This is a genomic window from Bradyrhizobium sp. USDA 4461 (assembly GCF_054055655.1).
Map to the genome: position 1 here is coordinate 5,796,099 of NZ_JBSRXM010000001.1, position 23,041 is coordinate 5,819,139.

A 23,041-nucleotide genomic window follows, 5' to 3' on the forward strand; every position below is an offset into this window, starting at 1 on the left:
CTGGTGTTTGATCTGTCGTCACGCGCCGGCGCGGAGGGTTGATGTTCGGAATCTTGAGTCTTGGTTTTCTGCTCGGCATGCAGCATGCGCTGGAGCCGGATCACATCGCAGCCGTGTCCAGCATCGCCGCGCGCCGCACCCATGTCGGTGACATCGTCAAGCACGGCCTGACCTGGGGTCTCGGCCACACGCTCACGCTGTTCATCTTTGCCGGTGCGGCGATTCTGCTCGGGCGCGCGATTCCGGAAACGGTCGCGGCGCCGATCGAGACCGCGGTCGGCATCATGCTGGTCGGCCTCGGCGCCCATGTCTGGTGGCGGCTGTGGAGCGACCGCGTGCACTTCCACACCCATTCGCATGGCGACGGTGCCACGCATTTCCACGCCCACAGCCATGCCGGCGAGACCCTGCCGCACGTCCGCGCCGCGCACAGCCATGCGCACGGCTTCCGCTGGCGCACGCTGCTGGTCGGCCTGATGCACGGCATGGCGGGCTCGGCGGCCTTGCTGGTGCTGACCGTGTCGCAAGCCCCGAATCCTGCTGTTGGCCTCGGCTATGTCGCGCTATTCGGTATCGGCTCGATGATCGGTATGGGCGTGCTGTCCAGCGTGATTGCGGTGCCTCTGGCGGCCTCGGCACGCTGGCTGACCTGGGCCAATCGCGGCCTGCAGGTGGCGGTCGGCGCGGTCACGATCGCGATCGGCATTCATTCGATCATCGAGAACGCCTTCGCCTGACGCACAGGTGCTTACCGGGCGGCCGTTAACGATTTCTGATCCCACCCGGCTGCATTGACCGGATGCCGATGCTTACGCGTTAGGCTTACCGCCAGTTTGGCCCGCGTCCTTAACCCTTCCGCCAAGCCATTGGATTAGGCTGCGGATGGAACAATTCGGGACGGCTGGGTGAACATGCGCGCAAGTCTTGCGCTGGCGATATTGGCTGCGATGACCTCGACGGCGCTGGCCGGCGGCGGCTTCGACATCGTCGTGCCCTCGCGGCCCGGCGTACCCATCATCATCAACGGCGTCGACGCCTCCTATGCGGTGGTCGAAAGTGCGATGGGGCTCGCCCGCAACGACTCGATGGTGCCGACCGTCTATGGCGGCCGCCCGATCGATCCCGAGCCGAATGTCGGCCATTATTATCCGAGCCTCGGCCGCATGCCGGGCTACGGTCGGCTCGAGATCGAGCCGCCGGCCAACCGCAAGCTGCCCAAGCCGGCCGAGAGCTATCACGAATCATGGTCGGCGCACTCCGCGCCGCTGCCGGCGCAGTCCAACGTGCCGGTCGATCCGCCGCCGGTGATCTACGCGCCCGAGTTCAATGGGCCGCGGCCGTTGCCGGGGCCGCCGATGCGGTCACCGCGACCGAGAGGCCCCTAAATCGAGCCCTCAGGCAGAGGGCCCTTCATAGCCACCAAGAGCTACGCGACGAACAGAGAGACCTACAGGCAAGATCTACAGGAGAGAGTAATGCGTCAAATGATCAAGGGACTGATTGCGGCCGTGGCCGTCATGGTGACCGCGCCCGCAATGGCGTGCGGCTTCAACCCGTGCGGCTATTCCGCGCCCGTCGTGAATTACGGCTGCGGCGGCTGCGGTGGCTATAGCGGTTACGGCGGTTATGGTTACGGCGCGGTCGAGCGTCTGCCCGACCCGGATGCGGCCTATCCCAGCGCGCCGCAGCAGTACTATTACGTCAACCAGGGCCCGACCTATACCGGCCCGGGCAATTGGGCCCCGCGTCCGTATTACCGCGAAGGCTACGGCCGCCCGTATTACGGCTATCGCCACTATGGCTACCGTCATTACGGCTACCGCCATCACTACGGCTACCGCCCGCACTATGGCTATCGCTACGGCTACGCGCCGCATCGCTACGGCCATCCGGTGCTGCGCCGCTACTACTGATCCGATCATCGGTTCGAGAGATCAGCGCCCGTTCGCTCACGCGAGCGGGCGCTTTCGTTCACATCAGCCCGAGCCGGCTCGCGCCGATATAGAGCGCGAGCACGCAGGCGTTCGACACGTTCAAGCTCTTGATCTCGCCGGGCATGTCGAGGCGGGCGACGACGCGGCAGGTGTCGCGGGTCAATTGGCGCAGGCCCTTGCCCTCGGCGCCGAGCACCAGCGCGAGCGGCGCTTGCAGCGGAACCTTGCCGAGATCCTCGGTGCCCTCGCTGTCGAGGCCGACGGTCTGGAAGCCGCGCTCGTTCAGTTCGGTCAGCGCGCGCGCCAGGTTCTGCACCGTGACAACAGGCACCAGCTCGAGCGCGCCGGAGGCGGACTTCGCCAGCACGCCGGTCGCTTCCGGGCTGTGGCGCGCAGTGGTGACGATCGCCTTCACCGCGAAGGCCGCGGCCGAGCGCAGGATGGCGCCGACATTGTGCGGGTCGGTGATCTGGTCGAGCACCAGCACGATGCCCTCCAGCGCCAGCGTGTCGATGCCGGGCGAGGGCAGGGGATCGGCCTCCGCCAGCAGGCCCTGATGCACGGCATCGGGAGTGAGGCGGCGGTCGATATCGCCGGGCCGGACCAGCTCCGGCGTGACGCGGGTGGCGATGTTTTCGTCGGCGAGGCGCTTGGCGGCGTTCTCGGTGAGGTAAAGCTTGCGGATCTGGCGGTCCGGGTTGGCCAGCGCCGCCGCCACCGTGTGCCAGCCATATAGAATCACCGGTCCGTCGGAACCGGATTCGCGCTCCCGGCGGCCGGGCGGGCGGCCGAATTTCGGCCCTTTTTGGAAGGGCTTACCGCCCTTGCCTCGGAAATTGGGTTTGCGGTCGCGCTCGCTCATGTGAGGCTTGTGTCATTGATATCGCGGAATGGCAATTTAACCGGCAAATTGGGCGCCCGCTTGGTTGACTTTGGGGACCGCCTTCGCCCATAAACGCGCCCGACCGCGTACCCGCTTCGGGGCTGACGCGGTTATCAGCGTCATTTCGATGACCCGGTCCGCCGCCACTCGCGCGGCCGGTCTGATGCTGTTGGACGGGGGAGTGTCCCGAGTGGCAAAGGGAGCTGACTGTAAATCAGCCGCCTCATGGCTTCGCAGGTTCGAGTCCTGCCTCCCCCACCAGCCTTCGCTCGCTTCGCGAGCTACGGCTAGGCAAGCCAGCAAGATTCCATCGTAGCGAAGTGAGCGAAGGCGGGCTGTACCCGTCATTGCCACTCTGTCTCGCTTCGCGAGCTACGGCTAGGCAAGCCAGCAAGATTGTCTGATCAGAACGCGCCGGGAGGCGCCGCCGTCGATCCGGATATTCTGGCCGGTGATGTAGCCCGCCTGCGCCGAGCGCGGAGGCGCGCAGGTTGCAATCAGATGCCGGGCGCCAGTCCGACCAGCCCGATCTTGACGCGACGGTTATGGCGGCCCTTGTTGTCGATCTTCAGCACCCGGACGAGGCGCGATCCTCCGGTGGAGGGCAGATGGGTGCCGCCGCAGGCCTGCCGATCGAGGCCGGCGATCTCGACGATGCGGATCTTGCCGTCTAGTGTCGGCGGCGGCGCAACGCTGCGGGTCCTGATCAGCCCATGCTGATCGATGGCATCGTCGATCGGCATGTAGCTGTCGCTAACCGCCAGGTCCTGGCGGATCGCATCGTTGATCGGGCCGTCGAGCGCGCGCAGGCGCTCATTGTCGGCGTCCGGCAGGTCGAAGTCCATGCGGGCCGTGCCGTCCGGATTCATCTGCACGCCGGTGACCAATGCACCGTTGAACTGCTGGTAGACGATGGCGTTGAGCAGGTGCGTGCCGGTGTGGAGCTCGCGCATCATCTGGCGGAACTCGGGATCGACCACGGCTTCGACGCTGCCCGAGGGCTCAACCGGATTGGCCAGCAGGATCCAGATTCCTCCACCAGAGGAGGGTTCGAAGCCGGTGACGGCGGCCTCTCCACCGTTCCAGCGGATGGAGCCCTTGTCCGGCAATTGGCCGCCGCCGCCGGTGAAAAACGGCAACTCCGCCAGCATGACGCGGCCCGGCTCGGCCCTGATGACGCAGGTCTCGAGCGTCAGCGTGTCCGGATGTTCATGGTAGAAGAACCGCGACATGCGATGTGCACCTTGAGCTTGTTCGAATTCGATCACGCCTATCTCGGATGCAGCCGCGCCGTTGTATTGGCAAAAATTGCGGGTTCGTCATGTCGGCCCGCGGCGCGGGCATATTGCCGGGGTGTGATGCCGTAGCAGCGCTTGAAATGATGGGTGAAGGCCGCCTGGTCGTAGAAGCCGCAGACGATCGCGGTATGGGCGATGGCATCGCCCCTCGCGAGGTGATCGCAGGCGCGCGCCAGGCGGATCTGAGTCAGATAGGCGTGCGGCGTCAATGATACCGTCCGCTTGAACAGGCCGATCAGCTGAAACGGCGTCAGCCCGACCTGGTCCGCCAGATCGTCGAGCGTCAGGTGCTCGCCATAGCGATCCTGCATAATCGCATCGACCGATGCGAGCAGGCTTCGATCCTTCGGGGCTGCAGGCGGCGGCGGATTGCCGTCGGCGTGGCGCTCGAACAGCGTCGCGAACCCCTCCAGGAACAGCGCGCGGGTGCGGAGGCGGTCGGTGCCGCGTTCGAGTTCGCGGTGCAGGCGCAGCAAGCGGCCGATCAGGTCCGCGTCGCCGAACTCGTTGCGGCAGAAATAGCCGGGCCGGTCAGTGCCGAGCCCGCGGGTGAGATCGTCGATCGCGCGCTTCGGCACGTAAAATGCGCGATAGCGCCATTCGCTGCTGCGGCCCATCCAGCCCGAATGAGGTTCGCCGGGATTGAAGACCAGCAATTTGGAGGTCTGGGCGCGGCCGACCACGCCGCGGCTCTTGATCTCGGCGCCGCCGGATTCGGTTGCGGCCACCACGAAGCCGTCGTGAACGTGAGGTGCGAATTCCTGGGTCGTGAAATCGGCGCACATCAGCGACAGGCCGGGCATCGCCGGGTCGTTCCAGTAGCGCGCGGTATTGTGGGGATCGGGGCGGGCCATGGCCGATGCTCGCTTTGAGCCCGGGATCGGGCGCTGTTTCGACGCTCCGGCAAATACTTGCCGGAGTCAACTATCTTGTCCATCCGGCTCAATGCAATTTTTGCCAATACGCGCGGCGCGGCGGCACCCTAGTCTCGCGCGTGAGGCCGGAGATCAGGGCGCGGTTCGAAGGAGAGAGCTAGCAATGATCGCACGATTGTGGTGTGGCCGCGCCGATGCGCGAGATGCGCCTGACTATCTCAGGCACGTCGCCGAAACGGTGTTCCCACAGCTGCAGCAGATACGCGGATATCGCGGCGCCGAGCTATTGAACCGGACCCTCGGCGACAAGGTCGAGTTTCTGGCCGTGACCTACTGGGCATCAGCTGACGACATCAAGCAGTTCGCCGGAAGCAATATCGATGTCGCCAAGATCGAGCCGCGCGCGCACGAGCTTTTGTCTGACTACGATTCCTTTGCGCGGCATTATGAGCTCGTCCATCGCGCCGGCGATCCTGGCCGGGCAACCGGTGAATGACCTTGCCGGGCAAAGGCTGAACGGCTCTGAGGAAAGGAGATTCATCGTGCAATTTCTCGTGCTGGCCCATGACGGGACCGACAAGGACGCCAAGGCCCGCCGCCTCGCGGTGCGCCCGGCGCACTTTGCGGGCATCAAGCCGATGGTCGAGTGCGGCGAGCTGCGCGCGGCCGGTGCCATCCTCGACGCCGCCGGCGACATGATCGGATCGGTTATTCTTGCAGAGTTTCCGTCTCGTGCGGATCTCGACGCGTGGCTGGCCCGCGAGCCCTATGTCACGGAGAACGTCTGGCACACCGTCGAGATACGGCCATTCCGGCTTGCCGTGCTCGACGGCAGGATCACGCCGTGAAGCGGCGCGCGTGAACCGATCCCATTCCCTTGCCTAGGTGCCCGCCGGATCGTCGCGCTTTTGCTTTCCGGCCCATGCCATGAACGGGTAAGCCAGAAGAGCCAGATAACCCGGAGGCATCGGATGATCGACGCCGAACGTCTGCGGCTTCTGGCCTTTCGGGAGATGGATGCTTCCAAACAGCACATCGTAGAACGAGAACAGTCCGGCGAAATTCTTGTCTCTGGCCTGCTGTTCGCTGCTGTGGTGCCAGTGGTGGAATTCCGGCGACACCAGCACGTGGCGCAGAGGTCCGTAGCTCAGGCGCACATTGGCGTGCGCGAGCCACGCCTGCCAGGAATAGATGAGAACGTAACTCCCGATCGCTTCGACGGAGAAACCGAGCGCGAACAGCGGAAACAGCGAACCGGCCTTCATGAAGATCACATCGAGCGGGTGCTGGTGAACCGCAGCGAGCCAGTCCAGTTCTTCGACGGCGTGATGCACGGAATGAATCTGCCACATCGCCGGCACGGCATGCAGGATGCGGTGGGTCCAGTAGACGCCGAGATCCCCGATCAGGAGCGCAAGAAGCACTTGAACCAGATAGGGAAGGTCGGCAACCGCCTGCTTCACAGCCGAAGGCACGATCAATTGATTCACCAGCGTGGCCACGGCGACGACGACGATCACGCCGACCAGCACCAGCCACCCGTTGAGAAACAGGAAGCCCATATCGGTCAGCAGACCGCGCCTGAAGATCTTCTGAGGCCGCGCACTGAACAGTCGCTCAAGCGGCAGGAAGATCAAAAGTACCAGCAACAGAAGCTGATATTGTTTCAATAACTCGTGCATTCAAATGGCCACCTGAAATGGCGGCAGCCTACCACCCGGGCCCCGGATATCGTCAATCGGAAAGCGGGCCCAAGAAGAATTCCGGCCGCAAGAGCGTTAATCGGCATCCCCGTGTCGTTACGGGGATGAAGGATGGCCGCGAGCCCGGCTGGTTTTCGCCGCTCACTCCATCCGCGCAAACAGCTCCACCAGCGTCTCGCGCAGCCAGCGCTGCGCGGGAACCGTGTCGTTGCGCTGGTGCCAGAACAGGCTGACGATGCGCGGCGGCGCCGGCAGCGGCACCGGCATCGCGTGCAGATGCGGCGCGTGGCGGGACTGCGCGCTGAGATCGCGTGGCAGCACGGCGATCAGGTCGGACTGGCGCACGATCTCGTAGGCGGCGTTGTAGTGATTGACCGTCGTGACCAGGTTGCGCGACAGCCCGCGCGAGGCGAGGAACTGGTCGTAGGTCGGCAGCGTCTTGCCGGCGAGGCTGACATCGACATGCTTGGCGTTGAGGAAGCTGCGGGCATTGAGCCGCTTCCTGTTCGCGAGCGGATGGTCCCGCCGCATCATGCAGGCATACTCCACGGTCCACAGCGAGCGTGAGCGGATCGCGGCCGGAGGCTGCTGCGCCTCGTTGACATAGACGCTCAGCACGCAATCGACCCGGTTGTCCTCGAGCCGGTCGCCGATCTCCAGGATGGTGTTGGGCAGCGTGTGGATGCGCGCGGAGGGCGCCATCTCACCAAAACGATTGAGCAGCCGCGGCATCACCAGCGAGGACACATAATCCGACATTGACAGGCTGAATTCGGCCTCGGTGCGCCGCGGATCGAAGGCGTCCTCGTCGAGCGCGTGGCGGACATGCTCCAGCGCATCGCCGATCGGTTGCCACAGCGCCGCCGCGCGCTGCGTCGGGCGGATGCCGCTCGCCGTGCGCACGAACAGGGGATCGCCGAGCGCGTCGCGCAGCCTCGCCAGCGCGTTGCTGACCGCGGGCTGGGTCATCGTCAGCGCGCTCGCGGCGCGCGTCACGCTGCCCTCGGTCATCAGCGCCTCGAAGACTTTCAGCAGGTTGAGGTCGAGGGTGCGGAAGGACACGGCAAATATTCACAGTGGTGATGTACTAGATAACGATTATAAATTATTCCCATAATATTGATTTGTCTATCATTCCGCTCGCCGACCCCGTGGCGCGTGCCGACCGCGGAGGCGGAGGGGGCTTTCATGTCGATGATCTCGGCGCGCATCGAGCGCCTGCCGTTCGCACGTTTCCATGTGCACCTGCTGCTGATGGGTGGCCTCGGCTATCTGTTCGACGCGATGGATGCCGCGGTGCTGGCGTTCATCCTGCCGGTGCTGCGCACCGCCTGGGGGCTGACCAATGTCGAGACCGGCGTGCTCGGCAGCAGCACCTTCGTCGGCTATCTCTTTGGCGCGCTGCTGGCGGGGACGCTGGGCGATCTGATCGGCCGCCGCGCGGTGATGATGTCGGCGCTGGCGCTCTACAGCGCGGCCTCGCTGGTCAGTGCGGCAGTGGACAGCTGGCCGGCGTTCTTTGCCGCGCGCGTCGTCGCCGGCATGGGCACCGGGGCGGAGAGCGCGATCATCGCGCCATATCTCGCGGAGTTCGTGGCGCGGCGTTACCGCGGCGCCTTCACCGGCGCGCTGGCGGGCTTCTTCTCGTTCGGCTTCGTCGCCGCCGCTCTGCTCGGCTATTTCATCGTGCCGGCCTATGAGAACGGCTGGCGCATCGTGCTTGTGATCACGGCGGTGCCGGTCGTGATGTTGCTGTGGTGGCGGAGATCGCTGCCGGAATCGCCGCGCTGGCTGGAAAGCCGGGGCAGGGTGCGGGAAGCCGAGGCGGTACTCGACAAGGTCGAGGCAAGCTTTGCGCGCGAGGGCCGCGTGCTGGCGCCGCCGGTCGCAGAGCCGGCCGCACCTGCCGTCTCGTCGGGAACGCTCGTGAGCAATTTCGCCGCGCTCTTGGCCGGCCGCCAGGCCCGCATCACCACCATGACCTGGATCATGTGGCTGTCGATCACCTTCAGCTACTACTCCTTCTTCGTCTGGATTCCCGGCCTGCTGGTCCAGAACGGCATGAGCATCACCAAGAGCTTTGGCTATTCGCTGGCGATGTATTGCGCGCAGGTGCCGGGCTATTTCACCGCCGCGTTCTTCAATGAGCGGATCGGGCGGCAGGCGACGATCGCGACCTATATGCTGCTCGGCGGCGTCAGCGCGCTCGGGCTCGCCTTTGCCAAGAGCGATGGCGAGATCATGACGGCCGGGCTGCTGCTGTCGTTCTTCATGAACGGCACCTATGCCGGCGTCTATGCCTACACGGCCGAGGTGTTTCCCACCTCGATCCGGACCACCGGGGCCGGGCTCGCATCCGCGATCGGCCGCATCGGCGCGATCGCAGCCCCCATCCTGGTCGGCTACCTCTATCCGAACTTCGGCTTTGCCGGCGTGTTCGGCGTCACCACGAGCGTGCTGTTGATCGGCGCGTTGACCGTCGTGCTGATGGGCGTGCCGACCCGCAATCGATCGCTGGAAGACATCGCAAGCGAAGCCGTGTGATCACGCGGGCTGCGTCCTGACAGGAGACCCTTATGACAAGTATCCTCTTCAAGAATGCCGCGCTGCTCGATCCGCTGCGGCCCGACCTCCTCGAAGGCCACCACGTGCTGGTCGAGGACCGCCTGATCAAGGAGGTCTCCGACCGTCCGATCGATGCGTCGGCCGATCGCGTCATCGACCTCAGGGGCAAGACCCTGATGCCCGGCCTGATCGACCTGCATGTGCATGCGGTGGCGGTCGAGCTCGATCTGTCGCAGCAGGCCCGGATGGCCAACGTGCTGGTGACATTGCGCTCGACCATGCTGTTGCGCGGCATGCTGAAGCGCGGCTTCACCACCGTCCGCGATGCCGGCGGCGCCGGCTATGCGCTGAAGCAGGCGATCGACACCGGTCTCACTGACGGGCCGCGGCTCTTCGTCTCCGGCCGCGCGCTGAGCCAGACCGGCGGGCACGGCGACGGGAGGGCCCGCTCGGATTATCTGGCCGATCCGACCTGCTCCTGCTGCGTGCGGGTCGGCGCCATCGCGCGCGTCGTCGACGGCGTCGATGCGGTGCGCAAGGCGGTGCGCGAGGAGCTGCAGATGGGCGCCGACCAGATCAAGATCATGGCCTCCGGCGGCGTCGCCTCGCCGACCGATCCGATCGGTGCCTATGGTTATTCGGAGGACGAGATCCGCGCCATCGTTGCGGAGGCGAAGGCGCGGCACACCTATGTGCTGGCGCACGCCTACACCGCGGAGGCGATCGAGCGCGCCATCCGCTGCGGCGTGCGCACCATCGAGCACGGCAATCTGGTCGACCTGCCGACCGCGCGGCTGATGGCCGAGCAGGGCGCCTATGCGGTGCCGACGCTTGTCACCTACGAGGCGTTGGCCAATGAGGGCGCGAAGTACGGCCTGCCTGCGGCGAGCGTCGCCAAGATCGCCGAGGTGCGCGATGCCGGCCTGCGCTCGCTCGCGATTTACCGCGAGGCCGGCGTCAAGATGGGTTACGGCTCTGATCTGCTCGGACCGTCGCACCGTTTGCAGAGCGACGAGTTCCGGATCCGCGCCGAACTGCTCGGCCCGCAGGCGGTGATCGCCAGCGCGACCATGATCGGCGCCGAGGTGCTCGGCATGGAAGGCAAGCTCGGCCGGATCGCGCCGGAGGCGTTCGCCGATCTGCTGGTGGTGGAGGGCAATCCGCTGCGCGATGTGTCGTGCCTGCTCGGCCAGGGCGAGCACATCCCGCTGGTCATGAAGGCCGGCAAAGCCGAGGTCGACCGGCTGGTCGGGTAGGGCAGGCTCGCCGGCCCAGCGCTCCCGTCATCAGCGCGTCACGCGGCGCACGGCTGTGCCGATTTCACACGATCACGATGCCGCTGGCAGCGTTGACGTTGCCGCGGGGAAGCACGACATATCGGCCTGCCAACCCGCCGCTCCGGAGCCAGCCATGAACGCGCCCAACATCGATTCCGTCACGCCGCAGTCCGACGGCGACGTTGTGGCCTGGCTGACCAACGAGACCCGCGACCAGCGCTTCATCGACAACATCTTCGCCGAGCTGTGCATCCGGTTGCAGAACACGGGCGTTCCCATCAAGCGGGCGACGATGAATCTCCTGATCCAGCATCCGCAATGGCTCGGCGCCCGGATCATCTGGACCGACGGCAAGCGCGAGGCCGAGATCTCGCGGGTCGACTACGAGGTCAGGGAGCGCTCGGAATATATCGGCAGCTCCGTCTACGAAATCCAGGAGGGCGCCGCGGAAGTCCGCGAGCGGCTCGAGGCGCCCGGCCGGCAGCACGCGCTCTACGACGAGATGCGAGCGCAGGGCCTGACCGACTATGTGGCGTGGCCGCTGCTGCATACGCTCGGCAAGCGCCATGTCGTGACGTTTGCGACCGACCGTCCCGGCGGCTTCGATGATGCCCACGTCGCCCGCCTGAAGCAGGTGCTGCCGGTGCTGGCGCTGGTCAGCGAGATCCGGATGAAGAACCGCCTGGCGCGGACGCTGCTCGAGACCTATGTCGGCACCCATGCCGGCGAGATGATCCTGGCCGGCGCGACGCGGCGCGGCAGCGGCACCACGGTGCGCGCCGCGATCATGATCTGCGACCTCAGGGATTTCACCCGGATCTCGGATAGCTGGCCGCGCGACGACGTAATCGATCTCTTGAACGACTATTTCGACGCGATGTCGGAGCCGATCGCGCGGCATGGCGGCGAGATCCTGAAATTCATCGGCGACGGGCTGCTCGCGATCTTCCCGCTCAGCGACCCCAACGCCTGCGCCAACCTGCTGCGCGCGGTGTCCGAGGCGCGCGAGGCGATGGCGGCGCTGAGCGAGAAGAACAGCATGATGGGCCGGGCGCCGATGAACTACGGGATCGGCGTCCATGTCGGCGATGTCATGTACGGCAATATCGGATCGCGCAGCCGGCTCGACTTCACCGTGATCGGCCCTGCGGTGAACATGGCTTCGCGGCTCGAAGCCCTCACCAAGCAGCTCGGAAGAAACGTGCTGCTGTCGCGCGCCTTCGCCGACCTCGTCGCGCGCGATGTCGCGCTTGAACATGTCGGCGAGCATGCGGTGCGCGGCTTCAGCGAGCCGATCGAGCTGTTTGCCTATCGGGGGTGAGGGCTCGTCGGCGGCGCAGCCCGCTCGACGAACCCCTTGGCGAGGGCGTGATAGACGCCTTCCTTGCAGATCAGCTTCGAACTCGCATGGGCGATCAGGGCCGCGGCCATCAAAGGGACGACCATCGCGTGATTGTCGGTCATCTCGGTGACGATCACGAAGGCCGTGATCGGGGCCTGAACCACGCCGGCGAAATACGAGACCATGCCGAGCAGCATGATGGCGGGTAGCGGCGCACCGTGAAACAGCGACGCGATGTTGGAGCCTATTCCGGCGCCGACCGCGAGCGAGGGCGCGAAGATGCCGCCCGGCATGCCGCTGATCGAGGCAAAGATCGTCGCGAGGAATTTCCACACGCTGAAGCTCGCCGGCAGTTGCGAGCCGGCCTCGAGTGCGGCTTTGACCTGCTGATATCCGGTGCCGTAGATCGCACCGTCCGACGCGATCCCGCAAATCGCCGCGGCCAATCCGCAGATCGCGGCAAAGCCGACCGGGTAGCGCTTGACCGCGCGCCCGACCGGATTGGCGAATCCGCGCGCCATTGCGATCAGGATGCGGCTGAACAGGCCGCCGGCCAGACCTCCGGCCACGCCGCAGAGCGGCACCGCGAGCCAGTCGATGCCGTTGCGCAACATGGTCGCGCTGGTGCCGAAATACGTGTAGTTGCCCATCAGCGCGAGCGAGGTCAGGCCAGCCGCGATCACCGCGCCGATGATCAGGCTGGAGGTTCGCGTCTCGAAGGCGCGGCTCATCTCCTCGATGCCGAACACGATGCCGGCAAGCGGGGTGTTGAAGGCCGCCGCGACACCGGCGGCCGCGCCGGCCAGGATCAGGCCGGGCTGGCGGCGGGGCGAGAAGCGGCCGAGCGCGAACATGATCGACGCGCCGATCTGCACCGTCGGTCCCTCGCGTCCGACCGAGGCGCCGCAGAGCAGGCCGAGCAGGGTCAGCAGGATCTTGCCGATCGCAATGCGCAGCGAAACCAGGTTTTCGCGCGCGGTCTGGTCGGTCAGGTTGCGCGCGGCGATCGCCTGCGGGATGCCGCTGCCTTGCGCGTTCTGAAAGAAGCGGTTGGTCAGGAAGACCGAGAGGGCGAAGCCTGCGGGCGTCAGCACCAGCGCGGCATAACGGAGATGCGAGACCAGCGCGGAGAAGGCGGCCTGCGCGAGGTCGGCGAGCTGCGCGAGCGCGACCGCCGCCGCACCGACCGCGATGCCGCCCAGCAGGAAGATCGCGCGGCGTTGCCAGCGCGCGGAGACAATTTTGAATAGCCGCCTGTGGCGGTTGGAGGGGAAGATCATTCCAACGGTATTCTGGCTGACGACGTGGTCCGGTACGGACCGATCACGTCATTCCTAGCACGCGTCGCCTGGGTGCGAAGCTCAAGAAATCAGCAGGGAATGCCGAGGCAGCCGCCAGCTGCCAAAGCCCGCGGCGGCAAGGCACCCGCCGTCTATCGTCGGCGTTGCTGCTTTCTCGGAAACAGCCGATCACGGATGTAGCGCGAGGTTGCCGTCAGGCGGAGGCCGCGCGGCTTCTGCCAGGCGGCGCGGTCGATCTCCTTCTTGTCGCCGATCGCCAGCCGTCCCTTGGCGTTCTTGGCGATGAAGATCGCATCGCTCATCCTGCGGCCGGAGCGCTTGTTCTTGGCCGTGACTTCCTTCCAGAGGCTGAGCCGGCCGAGTTTGAGCTTCGGCAGCTCTTCCTTGATCTCGCGCTTCAGACAGTCCTTGCCGGTCTCGCGCGCGCGCCTGCGGCCGCCGGGGAACATCCACAGCCCGTCAGATCGGCGTCGAACCAGAAGAACCTTGCCGCGCTTCGCGGCAACCAGCTTGGAGGACTTGGTCATGGACAGCGCAATGATAGAAACAGAATCGACTCCATTCTAACTTGTCTACCAGACTAGACAAGTTCGCTGACATATCGTTCCACAGCCATGTGTCGGCTGTTTGTCCGCGTTGCCAACGAATGAGGCCGCCAGCTGTGACGCTCTGTCGCGATGCCTGCTCAGCTTCGCGGTGTTGCTCGCAGTGGGGCGCTCACAATGATCCGGCACGATGTCCGAAGCGTCTCGCTGAATTGGTCAGCACGCCGGTTCCTGCGGCAGGAACTGGTCTGCTCGCGTTCGGATGACGATGATCGGTGACGTCTCCGCTTGACTTGACTGCTTGACTCCATGTTCTTGTTTTGTTCTAATTGCCCTCCACCGTGAATAGGAGGTCGTCATGGACAACCGTATCAGCGAAATTCGCAGGCAGATCAGAGCGCTGCGCGTCAGCATGCTCGAGGCCGAAGCCATCATGCGCCAGCAGATCGACCGGGATGAGGACTGCGCTTTCGTCGCCGGCGACCTGCTGAAGATGCGCCTGGTGATGAGCCGTCTGGTCGAGGAGCGGGGCAGGCTCGGCGACCGCGAGCCGATCGTCGTGCATGCAAGCGTTGCCGCGCGCCGGCGCGCCGCGGCACCGATCTTCGTTCGCGCGGCGAAGCGAGAGCTGGTCGCCGGCGAAGCGCGTGCGTGACGACGCGGTCAGGATGCAACAGCTGCGCGCCGAGCTGCGCGCACTCGACTCATCGGTGATTCAGCTCAGGCGGGCCGGGCGCGACAGCGCATCCGCGCAGCTGTTGCTGTCGCGCAAGCGCGCCGAGCTCGATGACGTGATCTGCCGGAGGAAAGATGAGAGAGCCGCTTCGGTATTTCCACGACAGCGATGATCACGCGCCCTGGATCAAGGCGCTGGCCGAGGTCCGGCACATGGCGACGCGGGAAGGCTGGTGCTTTCACCACGTGCAGGCGATCATCGTGGCGATCGACCAATATGCCGAGGCCGCACTCGGCAACCGCGAGTTCTTCCTCAACCGCCCGCAGACCGTTGGTCCGATCAGGCGAGGCGACGTGCCTTAGCGGCGTCTTGCGAGCGGGCAGGGCGGTCGGGCATCTCGATAACCGCCTCTGTGCTGCTGGCTCACGGCAGCACATCGGCCGGATGCTTGTCGCGATGCTCGACATACTCGACGCGCGTCTGGTCCGGATGCACCACCAGCATGTTACGGCCGGTCGGTACCGGCTTGGGCCCGTCCAGGATCTTTGCGCCGACGCCGGGCAGATGTGCGGCGAAGGCGTCGATGTCGTCGACCATGAATGTCAGGTGCGTCGCCGTGAACGGGTTCAGGCTCTGTTCGGTTCCGGCAATGAACAGGATCGAGGCGACCTGCGCGAGCCTCAGGTTATACTCCGGATAGTCGAAGCGAAGCCGCGCCGTCTGGCCGATCAAGTTCTCGTGGAACGTAACGGCCTGATCCAGCTCCTCCAACGGCAGGTAGCGCCTCGCCAGGATGTTGAGTACCTTCATTATGGAGCCCTCACGTCTTCATCTGTTGCGGCGGTCACGATCCGGTCAATCGTCGCGACAAGGCGCGGCGCCGCGTGCGCAGCGTCGCAATCGCACGATCGATCTGGTCGAGCTTGTCCTGCATCACCGCCGAGCAGCTGACGCGCGCACGTCCGCCGCCATCAAGTGCGGCCAGAAGATTGCGCAGCTCCCGCGTCGAGAAGCCCGAGGCGATCAGGTCTCGCACCCAGCCGGCGCGTTCGATCTCCGACGCCGAATAGCTGCGATAGCCGTTCGACGTCCGGCGCGGCACGATGAGCCCCGCCGCTTCATAATGCCGAAGCGCCCGGGCACTCACGCCAAGATGACGGGCCGCTTCCTGAATCCTCATCGCAATCTCCTGTCGAAGCCCGGCCTAGCACCTTGTCATTAACGTTAATGTCAAGCGCCGTGTTGCCAAGGCAGTTGCGCGCGGCCCGGCCAGGCCGCGCCGGTCGCCTTCCAGGGGCAGGCCGAAATGCCCGGGGTTCGCGTGGTCTGGCCGGGATGGCCAATCCGCCGCGGCCGACATATCGTGACGGTTCGCGGCCGAATCTGAGGCGGATCGTTCATCGCCGGGTCATGTCGATCCGGCCATCGTCGGCGCCGCGCCCGCGGGGGCGGCGGCACATTTTTTCGGAGGAGGTTTCGGATGATCAGGGGCTGGCAGATTGCGGCGTCGGCGCTCGCCACCGTCGTGATGGTTGCAACGCTGGGCACGGAGGCGAAAGCGGCGCAGTGCGGCAACGGGCCCGGCGGGTTCGAAGCGTGGAAGGAGCAATTCGCCGGCGAGGCGAGAGCCAAGGGCGTCGGCGCCACCGCGATCGACGCGCTGATGCAGGCGCATTACGCCAGCGCGACGATCGCCGCGGATCGCGGCCAGCGCAGCTTCGGCCTCTCGCTCGAGCAGTTCATGGCCAAGCGCGGATCTGCGACCATCGTGGCGCGCGGCCGTTCGCTGAAGCAGTCGCAGGCGGCGATGTTCGCCTCGATCCAGCAGCGCTACGGCGTGCCGCCGGGACCGCTGATCGCGATCTGGGGCATGGAGAGCGGCTTCGGCAGCCAGCGCGGCAACCAGAACATGCTGTCGTCGATCGCGACCCTGGCCTATGACTGCCGCCGTCCGGAGTTCTTCACCGAGCAGCTCTATGCCGCGCTGAAGCTGATCGACCGCGGCAGCCTGTCCGGCAGCACCCGCGGCTCGATGCATGGCGAGATCGGCCAGACCCAGTTCATGCCGAAGAACGTGCTGGCCTATGGGGTCGGCAATCTCGACGTCGCCGCCAATGCGCTGGCCTCGACGGCGAACTTCCTGCGTGCCAACGGCTGGCGCGCCGGCGCCGGCTATCAGCCCGGGGAACCCAATTTCGCGGCGATCGAGGCATGGAACGCGGCAGGGGTCTATCAGAAGGCGATCGCCATCATGGGACGGCAGATCGACGGTCAATGAGCGCAGCAAACGCGTTCATTCCAGGTTCCTTCACCCCCTGTTAAGGCAACGGCGCCGAGAATCGCGTGCGGTGAAACGGAGCAGGTGGAGACAGGCTCCATGCTCAAGAACGGCACCTATGCGGCGTGGTTTCGCACGTCGCTCGCTGACGGCACCGGCATCGTCCACGTGGCCGACGGCAGGCTGTGGGGCAGCGATGCCATCATGCTTTACAGCGGCACCTATGAGGTCGACGGCGAACGCTTCTCCGCGGTTCTCACCACAAGGCGGCATTCCGAAGGGCATGCGACCGTGTTCGGCACCGACGATCTCGTGGTGCGGCTCGAGGGTGTCTTCAGCGGCGCGATCGCGACCTGCACCGGCAGGGCCGATGCCGTGCCCGATCTCGCTTTCGAGGTGACGCTGATGCCGAGCCAGGACGTGCCGCCGGAGCCGCCGCCGGATTTGCCGCTGCCGAAGTTCGACCCGAGCAAATTGCCGAAGCTGCCGAAACGCTCCAGCCGCTGAAACAACTTTGTTTAAGCATGATCTCCGCGCAAACGCCGCTGGCGTTTGTCGCGAGGGAAAACCGCTTCGCACTTTTCCGGATCATGCTCTACGCGTCGCTCGGGCCTGCGGTCTCGGGAAACGCCGCGCCCGGGATAAAGAGCTTCAGCGCGCGGATTTCGTAGACGGCCGAGGGGTTGACGCTGCGCAGGTCGCGCGCCGCCGCGATCGCCTCCGCTTCGTCGGCGCAGTCGATCACATAGAAGCCGAGCAATTGCTCCTTGGTTTCCGCGAACGGTCCGTCGATCACGACGCCATGGCCGGGCCCGCGCAGCGTGCTGGCCTTGCGGGTCTCGCCGAGCCGGGCCGCCGGGCCGAGCCGGCCTTTCAGCCGTTGGTGGACCTCGCGCAGGCCGCTCATTACGGCTGCGTCCTGTTCGGCGTTCCACGCCTGGACTTCGGCTTCGACGTGGTAGGCCAGGATGGCATAAAGCATCGCGTGAGCTCCTGATTTGTGGTGCGGCAGCCCGAAGGACGTCTCAAAGCCACCCACGCCGACATTCATATGTCGCCGATCGGATGGTTTTGTGCTGCGACAAGCTATCCCGCGGGCGCCTAAGGCATGATCCGGAAAAGTGCGAAGCGGTTTTCCCTCGCGACAAACGCCAAAGGCGTTTGCGCGGAGATCATGCCCAAACGAGGGAGCTAAAGCGCAATGACGATTCAATCAAATCTCATCCCGCTATGGTCGCGCGGAACCGACCGGCAAAAAGGCGCGGCGGAATCGCTTCCGCCGCGCCCCCGATATTGATGTCTCGCTGGTCCAGGGCTGAGAGCGCCCCGATGCCAGGCTGATTACTCAGCGCCTAGCGGGCGATCCCAGCGAGGTGACAGCGCTTGAGACAAGACACTGGATCACCTCCTTTCTTTGTTGATGGGACGATCAATATAGGCAGCGAATCCGCCGCTGTTAAGGCCTGCGTCCGCTCCATCTGCGCCAGGAACCGGCAGGATTGCGCCGAAATATTCTCGTTGACCGGCGCGCAGGGACCCAGGTCGAGGCAGTTGAGGCCGCCGCCCGGCCGTGTTAGGGGAACGCGAGATGCGGGTGTAGCTCAATGGTAGAGCAGCAGCCTTCCAAGCTGAATACGAGGGTTCGATTCCCTTCACCCGCTCCATTCCATTAAGTATCTATTTTAAAAGCCGTTTCGCGAACTTGCCCGCGCGAAAGGTCGTCGTTTTGAAGAATATCATACAACGCGCGTACAACGACCGATTGCGAACTCGTACAACGACTCAGGCTTGAGCTTTCTCGATCAGGTCGCCCAATGGTCGCAAGCAGCGCGAGGCGACGTTGATAGGAGCCCCGGGGGGCACCTTGATCAAATCCAAACCGAGGCATGCGCTGTCCTGTTGGCCAGATGCGCATTGAGCGTTTCGTCCTCATCCCCGTGGAATGCAAATGCGCATGTTCATGGGCTGGCCGTGGGATGGGATGACTGTGCAACCTCTCGCGAGCGGCCTGGTGAGGCCGGATAGCCTTAGGAACGATCGCGGTTCGGACCACGTTCGATATCTTGCTGTTCTTGCTTCGACGCCGATGGGCGCGTGCTGGATAGCTTTGCAACAGGCCTCGAACGGGTGGGAGGCGCTGTTAGCCTTGCGCGTCGCATAGTTGCAGGCAACGGACTTGCTCTGCCGCGGCCATTTGCTGGCCGACGTCGCGGCGATCATCGGCTCGCTGGACATCGTTTTGGGGAGATTGATCGATAAGCGCGAAAGGAGATCGCCATGCCGCAGATCGCGTTCGACCAGCAGCCGGTCACGCAAATCACGATCATCGAATCTGAACCGGAAAAGCAGGCGGAAGCATTATCACTGATGACGGAGCGCGCTCGCTTCATGCAGCGTCAGCCAGGTTTCATCTCGATCAGCCTGCATCGCAGCCTCGACGGACGCCGGATCGTGAATTACGTCCAGTGGCAAAGCCGCGACCTGCTGCGGGCCGCGCACCAATCGCCGGAATTCCGCAAGGCGTGGGGCCGGTTCGAACGACTTGCCGACGACATCGATCCTCATCTGTACGAGGTCACCGAGATACTTGCCGAATGATGGTGAGATGATTGCGGCCAACGGCGTGCCGTCCAGGCCACAGGGCACATTGGCGATAGCCGGGCCGAGATCGCGAATTGACGGGCGTGGATGGGCCGCAGCGCCGGCTTCGGGCCGGCGACGATCTCGAGATCGACGGTCGGATCGCCGTTCGTCATGGACTGACGGACAGGCAGATCGACGTCGTCATCGCGGGTAGCCTGATCGACTGGCGCAGAAGTGAGTCTCGCGCCCGCCGGGCGGTTCGTGACGATGGCGCGAGAGGCCGTTCGGCTGACGTCGACACGGCCGAGGGCAGGACGGCGCGATGGAGGCACTGACCGGCGGCATTCGCCGTCCGGATCGTTTGCTCGGACTGGTGGTGACTCGTGGCTACCGAAGTTGAACTCAAGCTTGCCACATCGAAGACGGGTCTGCGAAGGCTGCGGGCGCTGCCGTGGCTCAAGAAGATGGCGGGCGATAATGTCGAGCGGCGACAACTCGTCTCAACCTATTTCGATACGCCCGATCTTGCGTTGCGTCGGCACGACGCCAGTTTGCGTGTTCGCCGTATCGGCGAACGACGGCTGCAAACCGTCAAAGCGAACGCGATCGAGCCGATGGCACGATCGGAGTGGGAGGCGGAGATCGATCGCGACCAGCCAAGGCTTGAACTGATACGCGACACCGCCCTGGCACCCATTTTCACCAGTGCGATCGCCCACCATCTGCAGCCCATCTTCGAGACCTCCGTTGAACGAACTGCGATGGCGTTGAAGGTCGGCCACAGCGATATCGAACTCGCGCTCGACGAGGGACGCGTCGCGACCGTGGACGACAGTGTCGAGATCGCCGAGATCGAGATCGAGCTGAAGCAGGGCGAACGACGCGATATCGCGCGGCTGGCGAGAAGGCTTGCACGAGAGGCTTCTATTACCTTCGGTGCTCGTGCCAAGGCCGAGCGGGGCTACGCGCTGATGGAAGAGACGGTCAATGCTCCGGTATTTGACGAAGCGATCGCGCTTGCTCCGCAGGCGACGGTGGCCGATGCCTTCTCCGTCATCGGTTTTTCCTGTCTTCGCGAGGTCGCGGGCAACGAGCTCGCGGTGCGCCAAGGCGACGGCGAAGGGATCCACCGGATGCGCGTCGGCGTGCGCCGCTTGCGTGCGGCGCTCTCGTTGTTCAAGGACGTGCTGCAAGGCGCCGAAACCAGAGGCATCAAGAAGGAGCTGAAATGGCTGGCCGCGCAACTCGGACCGGGCCGCGACACGGACGTGTTTGTCAGCAAGACGGTTGCTCCATATCTCGAACGCCACCCGAACAGTGGCGAATTCGAGGTCTTGGCACACGATCTCGAAAAGGCACGCAGTGCAGGTTTCGTCCAGGCGCGAGCCGCCGTTGAGGGCGATCGGTTTCGCCGCCTGTTGCTTGACTGTGCGCTATGGTTCATCGATGGCGAATGGCGCAACGACAAGGATGATCTTGGGCGCATGCTGCGAGAGCGGCCGGTCCGACCGTTTGCGGAGCAAGAGCTCGAGAGGAGAACGCGCAAGGTCGTCAAGCGGGCGCGACGGCTCCGGCGGCTGGATGCGATGCAACGCCACAAGCTCAGGATCGCGGTGAAAAAGCTGCGCTATGGGCACGAATTCTTTGCAAGCCTCCATCCAGGCGACCGCCGGCGCAAAGCACGACACAAGATCGATCGCGGCCTCAAGGCGTTGCAGGGGGCGCTGGGCAGTCTCAATGACATCCGCGTGCATATGTCCTGGGCGCATGATTTCGCGCGAGCCAATGCCGCTTCGCGCAAGGCGTTCGCCGTCGGCTATCTCACGGGCCGCGAGGAGGTTGACGCCGGCGACGCCCTAGCCGAGGCGGTTGCCGCGGCCAAGCAACTGAAGAAGCTCATGTGAGCGAGGCCTCAAGCTGCCTTGGAAAGAAAAGAGGCCGCCCAAGAAGGCAAGCTCTTCGTGGACAGTTCGGAGGTCGGGAGATCACTTGCTCACCACTACGCGCCGCCAAGCGCGGCGTGGGCGTTCAACGTGCTTCGACCTATTGCTTGTGCGGGCTGTCGGCGGACTGCCGCTCCCGCATCGATCGAAGATAGTGCTCGGCGTGCTGAAGATAGTTTTCAGCCGCCACAAGGTCGCCCCTCAATGCCGTGGTGCGGGCCAGATCGAGATAGCGTTGATAGGCATTCTTCGCATTCTGCGACTGTCTCGCTACTTGGGCCTTACCTTTCCATGATCGTCTTCTTGGCATCGGTAATCACCGGAGTCAGGGGCGGTCGGGGCTATGAGCCGGTAACCCGCCATGCGGACCTCGTCTGAGTGCAACATGGCAGTCAACGTTTGCGTACTAAAAACGGTCCTGTTGAATCCGGTGTGGACTGGTGCCTGCTGCACCTGGAATATGTCCAAAGCATCAAAAGTGATGGCTGCAAGGGCGATAGCCATATTCCGCAGAGCAGCAGGGTTCCCTAGAGCGCGCGCAACCCCAGCGCCGCTGAGGAGTTAACTCGGATCATCCGCGAACATCATTCGGCGAGGACGAGTGCCATGCGTTCGATTCTGATCGTGGAAGACGAGTATTTTATTGCTGAAGACTGTGCGTCGCTCGCGCGCAAGGCGGGCTTCCTGGTCGTGGGCCCCTTCAACTCGGTTGAGGAAGCGCGACAACATACGGCGTCGGCTTCGGGGGCACTGATTGACATCAACGTCAATGGTATGTCGACCTACAGGTTGATCGACGAACTCCTCGATATGGGGAAGCCGGTCGCGCTCTACACCGGGTATGATCGGCGCACACTGCCGGAGAAGTATGCGGATGTCCCCATGGTCACAAAGCCGCACAATTGTGCGGAAGCCATAGAGACACTCCGCACGCAGATGAACTGAGCGCGCGAGTAGGTTTGCCGGCAACGGACGCGCAGAACGTAGCCTTTGCAAACAGCCTGCGGGTTTCTTCGCGAAGCGGAGAAACCGCGGCGCAGGTTCCGCCGTTTTACTTGGATGCCTGATAACAGCCGGTTCCCGCGGGCGCCGATGACACTGCTCTTTCAAACCCGTCTCATCCACCTGTCCGACAGGATGGTCGCGCACGACGCTGCGATCATCGATCAAACCAGAGCGATCATAGCGCGGTCGCTGAGGCTCCTCAGGACGTGTCAGCCGGGAACATTTCTCGGTGATCAGCGCCTTCCTGTTCCCCGGGAGGGGGCGAGGGACCTGCCCGAGGAGGAGCAGCCGTAAACCCGGAATCCGGCACCAAGAATAGACCGGCGTCCGGTCGGTCCGGTTCTCGCTTTCCGGTGTGGCGTCGCACTGTCACCGGTCTTGGCTCCGCGCCGCCATCGTCCGGATGCGCGATCGCGGGCAAGCTCACCGTCGCAGGATCGCACGGGCCAGTCCATCAGCCATGGCGTGGACATCGATTGGCTTTTCGAATAGCGGCACGTGCGCAAATTCGGCACCAACGACAATCCTGTCGTAGCCGGATGTGAATACGATCGGCACGGACCGCGCCAGCAGTTCGCGTGCGACCGGATAGATCATTTCACCGCGAATGTTCGCATCAAGGACGGCACCGTCGATGACGCCGTCGGCATGCAAGATGCGGCTGGCATCATCGATCGCTCCGACGGGACCTGCGATGACGGCCCCGAGCGCTTGGAACGCGCGGTCGATATCGTCGGCGAGGAAATATTCGTCCTCGACGACGAGGATGCGGCGCCCGGCCAGCAATGGCAAATCGCGCAACTGCGCTACAGATTCCGACATATCAACCAACA

Annotated in this window: 27 protein-coding genes, 2 tRNA genes and 1 pseudogene; 18 read left to right on the forward strand and 12 right to left on the reverse strand. The window is 64.6% G+C overall.

Annotation, left to right across the window (positions count from 1 at the left end; translation table 11 throughout):
• Window positions 1–41: 41 nt before the first annotated feature.
• The 3 genes from ACVINW_RS27025 (at window position 42) to ACVINW_RS27035 (ending at window position 1,913) form a co-directional block, all read left to right on the forward strand.
• Complete coding sequence (locus tag ACVINW_RS27025; protein ID WP_456754115.1) at window positions 42–737, forward strand: HoxN/HupN/NixA family nickel/cobalt transporter; 696 nt, start codon at window positions 42–44, stop codon at window positions 735–737.
• A 174-nt stretch (window positions 738–911) separates the two neighbouring features.
• Window positions 912–1,385, forward strand: a complete 474-nt coding sequence (locus ACVINW_RS27030; RefSeq protein ID WP_456756511.1) for a hypothetical protein — start codon at window positions 912–914, stop codon at window positions 1,383–1,385.
• Between the two features lie 90 nt (window positions 1,386–1,475).
• Window positions 1,476–1,913, forward strand: coding sequence for a hypothetical protein (locus ACVINW_RS27035; protein ID WP_456754116.1), 438 nt, complete (start codon window positions 1,476–1,478; stop codon window positions 1,911–1,913).
• A gap of 58 nt (window positions 1,914–1,971) precedes the next feature.
• Here ACVINW_RS27035 and ACVINW_RS27040 read toward each other — a convergent pair whose 3' ends face one another.
• Entirely contained in the window at window positions 1,972–2,796 is an 825-nt protein-coding gene (locus tag ACVINW_RS27040) for a TrmH family RNA methyltransferase (RefSeq protein ID WP_456754117.1), read from the reverse strand.
• Between the two features lie 196 nt (window positions 2,797–2,992).
• Between ACVINW_RS27040 and ACVINW_RS27045 the strand changes: the two genes are divergently transcribed.
• Window positions 2,993–3,078 (forward strand) — tRNA-Tyr (locus ACVINW_RS27045).
• Window positions 3,079–3,314: 236 nt separating this feature from the next.
• On the opposite strand, the gene ACVINW_RS27050 is transcribed toward ACVINW_RS27045, so the two are convergent.
• Both ACVINW_RS27050 and ACVINW_RS27055 read right to left on the reverse strand, forming a co-directional pair.
• Complete coding sequence (locus ACVINW_RS27050) at window positions 3,315–4,049, reverse strand: alanyl-tRNA editing protein (RefSeq protein ID WP_456754118.1); 735 nt, start codon at window positions 4,047–4,049, stop codon at window positions 3,315–3,317.
• Window positions 4,050–4,087: 38 nt separating this feature from the next.
• A complete protein-coding gene (locus ACVINW_RS27055; protein WP_456754119.1) occupies window positions 4,088–4,969 on the reverse strand; it encodes an AraC family transcriptional regulator in 882 nt (293 codons plus the stop codon).
• Between the two features lie 184 nt (window positions 4,970–5,153).
• Here ACVINW_RS27055 and ACVINW_RS27060 point away from each other — a divergent pair, with 184 nt between their 5' ends.
• Both ACVINW_RS27060 and ACVINW_RS27065 read left to right on the forward strand, forming a co-directional pair.
• Window positions 5,154–5,486, forward strand: a complete 333-nt coding sequence (locus ACVINW_RS27060) for an antibiotic biosynthesis monooxygenase family protein (protein ID WP_456754120.1) — start codon at window positions 5,154–5,156, stop codon at window positions 5,484–5,486.
• Window positions 5,437–5,838 carry a YciI family protein gene (locus ACVINW_RS27065; protein WP_456754121.1) on the forward strand — a complete coding sequence of 134 codons (402 nt, stop codon included), beginning with the start codon at window positions 5,437–5,439 and terminating at the stop codon, window positions 5,836–5,838. Before ACVINW_RS27060 ends, ACVINW_RS27065 begins: the two co-directional genes overlap by 50 nt.
• Before the next feature lie 33 nt (window positions 5,839–5,871).
• Here the strand turns inward: ACVINW_RS27065 and ACVINW_RS27070 are convergent, their stop codons facing one another.
• Together ACVINW_RS27070 and ACVINW_RS27075 are read right to left on the reverse strand one after the other, a co-directional pair.
• On the reverse strand, window positions 5,872–6,672 hold the full coding sequence (locus ACVINW_RS27070; protein WP_456754122.1) for a sterol desaturase family protein: 801 nt from the start codon (window positions 6,670–6,672) through the stop codon (window positions 5,872–5,874).
• A 162-nt stretch (window positions 6,673–6,834) separates the two neighbouring features.
• The gene (locus tag ACVINW_RS27075) at window positions 6,835–7,764 is read right to left on the reverse strand and encodes a LysR family transcriptional regulator (RefSeq protein WP_456756512.1); all 930 of its coding nucleotides are present in this window, start codon (window positions 7,762–7,764) and stop codon (window positions 6,835–6,837) included.
• A 117-nt stretch (window positions 7,765–7,881) separates the two neighbouring features.
• On the opposite strand from ACVINW_RS27075, the gene ACVINW_RS27080 reads away from it, so the two are divergent.
• The 3 genes from ACVINW_RS27080 (at window position 7,882) to ACVINW_RS27090 (ending at window position 11,856) form a co-directional block, all read left to right on the forward strand.
• A complete protein-coding gene (locus ACVINW_RS27080; RefSeq protein WP_456754123.1) occupies window positions 7,882–9,237 on the forward strand; it encodes an MFS transporter in 1,356 nt (451 codons plus the stop codon).
• Between the two features lie 32 nt (window positions 9,238–9,269).
• Entirely contained in the window at window positions 9,270–10,514 is a 1,245-nt protein-coding gene (locus ACVINW_RS27085) for an amidohydrolase family protein (RefSeq protein ID WP_456754124.1), read from the forward strand.
• A gap of 154 nt (window positions 10,515–10,668) precedes the next feature.
• The gene (locus ACVINW_RS27090; RefSeq protein WP_456754125.1) at window positions 10,669–11,856 is read left to right on the forward strand and encodes an adenylate/guanylate cyclase domain-containing protein; all 1,188 of its coding nucleotides are present in this window, start codon (window positions 10,669–10,671) and stop codon (window positions 11,854–11,856) included.
• Here the strand turns inward: ACVINW_RS27090 and ACVINW_RS27095 are convergent.
• Window positions 11,844–13,157, reverse strand: a complete 1,314-nt coding sequence (locus ACVINW_RS27095) for a chloride channel protein (RefSeq protein ID WP_456754126.1) — start codon at window positions 13,155–13,157, stop codon at window positions 11,844–11,846. The genes ACVINW_RS27090 and ACVINW_RS27095 overlap by 13 nt on opposite strands.
• A 152-nt stretch (window positions 13,158–13,309) precedes the next feature.
• Window positions 13,310–13,705, reverse strand: coding sequence for an NUDIX hydrolase (locus ACVINW_RS27100; protein WP_456754127.1), 396 nt, complete (start codon window positions 13,703–13,705; stop codon window positions 13,310–13,312).
• A 376-nt stretch (window positions 13,706–14,081) separates the two neighbouring features.
• On the opposite strand from ACVINW_RS27100, the gene ACVINW_RS27105 reads away from it, so the two are divergent.
• Both ACVINW_RS27105 and ACVINW_RS27110 read left to right on the forward strand, forming a co-directional pair.
• Window positions 14,082–14,378, forward strand: a complete 297-nt coding sequence (locus ACVINW_RS27105; protein ID WP_456754128.1) for a hypothetical protein — start codon at window positions 14,082–14,084, stop codon at window positions 14,376–14,378.
• Window positions 14,379–14,533: 155 nt separating this feature from the next.
• Complete coding sequence (locus ACVINW_RS27110) at window positions 14,534–14,761, forward strand: hypothetical protein (protein ID WP_456754129.1); 228 nt, start codon at window positions 14,534–14,536, stop codon at window positions 14,759–14,761.
• Window positions 14,762–14,822: 61 nt separating this feature from the next.
• On the opposite strand, the gene ACVINW_RS27115 is transcribed toward ACVINW_RS27110, so the two are convergent.
• Window positions 14,823–15,209 (reverse strand): VOC family protein, encoded by a 387-nt coding sequence (locus tag ACVINW_RS27115; protein ID WP_456754130.1) that lies wholly within the window; start codon window positions 15,207–15,209, stop codon window positions 14,823–14,825.
• 34 nt (window positions 15,210–15,243) lie between these two features.
• A complete protein-coding gene (locus ACVINW_RS27120) occupies window positions 15,244–15,579 on the reverse strand; it encodes a MerR family transcriptional regulator (protein WP_456754131.1) in 336 nt (111 codons plus the stop codon).
• A 348-nt stretch (window positions 15,580–15,927) separates the two neighbouring features.
• Between ACVINW_RS27120 and ACVINW_RS27125 the strand changes: the two genes are divergently transcribed.
• Window positions 15,928–16,677, forward strand: a complete 750-nt coding sequence (locus ACVINW_RS27125; protein WP_456756513.1) for a lytic murein transglycosylase — start codon at window positions 15,928–15,930, stop codon at window positions 16,675–16,677.
• Window positions 16,678–16,776: 99 nt separating this feature from the next.
• Window positions 16,777–17,184, forward strand: coding sequence for a hypothetical protein (locus ACVINW_RS27130; RefSeq protein ID WP_456754132.1), 408 nt, complete (start codon window positions 16,777–16,779; stop codon window positions 17,182–17,184).
• An 88-nt stretch (window positions 17,185–17,272) separates the two neighbouring features.
• Here the strand turns inward: ACVINW_RS27130 and ACVINW_RS27135 are convergent, their stop codons facing one another.
• Window positions 17,273–17,659 (reverse strand): YciI family protein, encoded by a 387-nt coding sequence (locus tag ACVINW_RS27135; RefSeq protein ID WP_456754133.1) that lies wholly within the window; start codon window positions 17,657–17,659, stop codon window positions 17,273–17,275.
• Window positions 17,660–18,267: 608 nt separating this feature from the next.
• Between ACVINW_RS27135 and ACVINW_RS27140 the strand changes: the two genes are divergently transcribed.
• The 4 genes and pseudogenes from ACVINW_RS27140 to ACVINW_RS27155 all read left to right on the forward strand — a co-directional run bounded on the left by ACVINW_RS27140 (window position 18,268) and on the right by ACVINW_RS27155 (window position 21,164).
• Window positions 18,268–18,341: transfer RNA gene (locus tag ACVINW_RS27140), tRNA-Gly, on the forward strand.
• 497 nt (window positions 18,342–18,838) lie between these two features.
• A pseudogene (locus ACVINW_RS27145) lies at window positions 18,839–18,928 on the forward strand (NADH-quinone oxidoreductase subunit D-related protein); the annotation flags it as partial.
• A gap of 26 nt (window positions 18,929–18,954) precedes the next feature.
• Complete coding sequence (locus ACVINW_RS27150; RefSeq protein ID WP_456754134.1) at window positions 18,955–19,275, forward strand: antibiotic biosynthesis monooxygenase family protein; 321 nt, start codon at window positions 18,955–18,957, stop codon at window positions 19,273–19,275.
• Window positions 19,276–19,643: 368 nt separating this feature from the next.
• Entirely contained in the window at window positions 19,644–21,164 is a 1,521-nt protein-coding gene (locus ACVINW_RS27155) for a CYTH and CHAD domain-containing protein (RefSeq protein WP_456754135.1), read from the forward strand.
• 139 nt (window positions 21,165–21,303) lie between these two features.
• Here the strand turns inward: ACVINW_RS27155 and ACVINW_RS27160 are convergent, their stop codons facing one another.
• Window positions 21,304–21,513: a DUF4167 domain-containing protein gene (locus tag ACVINW_RS27160; protein ID WP_456754136.1), complete on the reverse strand. Its 210-nt coding sequence runs from the start codon at window positions 21,511–21,513 to the stop codon at window positions 21,304–21,306.
• Window positions 21,514–21,809: 296 nt separating this feature from the next.
• Between ACVINW_RS27160 and ACVINW_RS27165 the strand changes: the two genes are divergently transcribed.
• Complete coding sequence (locus ACVINW_RS27165; RefSeq protein ID WP_456754137.1) at window positions 21,810–22,148, forward strand: response regulator; 339 nt, start codon at window positions 21,810–21,812, stop codon at window positions 22,146–22,148.
• A 483-nt stretch (window positions 22,149–22,631) separates the two neighbouring features.
• Here the strand turns inward: ACVINW_RS27165 and ACVINW_RS27170 are convergent, their stop codons facing one another.
• On the reverse strand, window positions 22,632–23,030 hold the full coding sequence (locus tag ACVINW_RS27170; protein ID WP_456754138.1) for a response regulator: 399 nt from the start codon (window positions 23,028–23,030) through the stop codon (window positions 22,632–22,634).
• Between the last annotated feature and the right edge of the window lie 11 nt (window positions 23,031–23,041).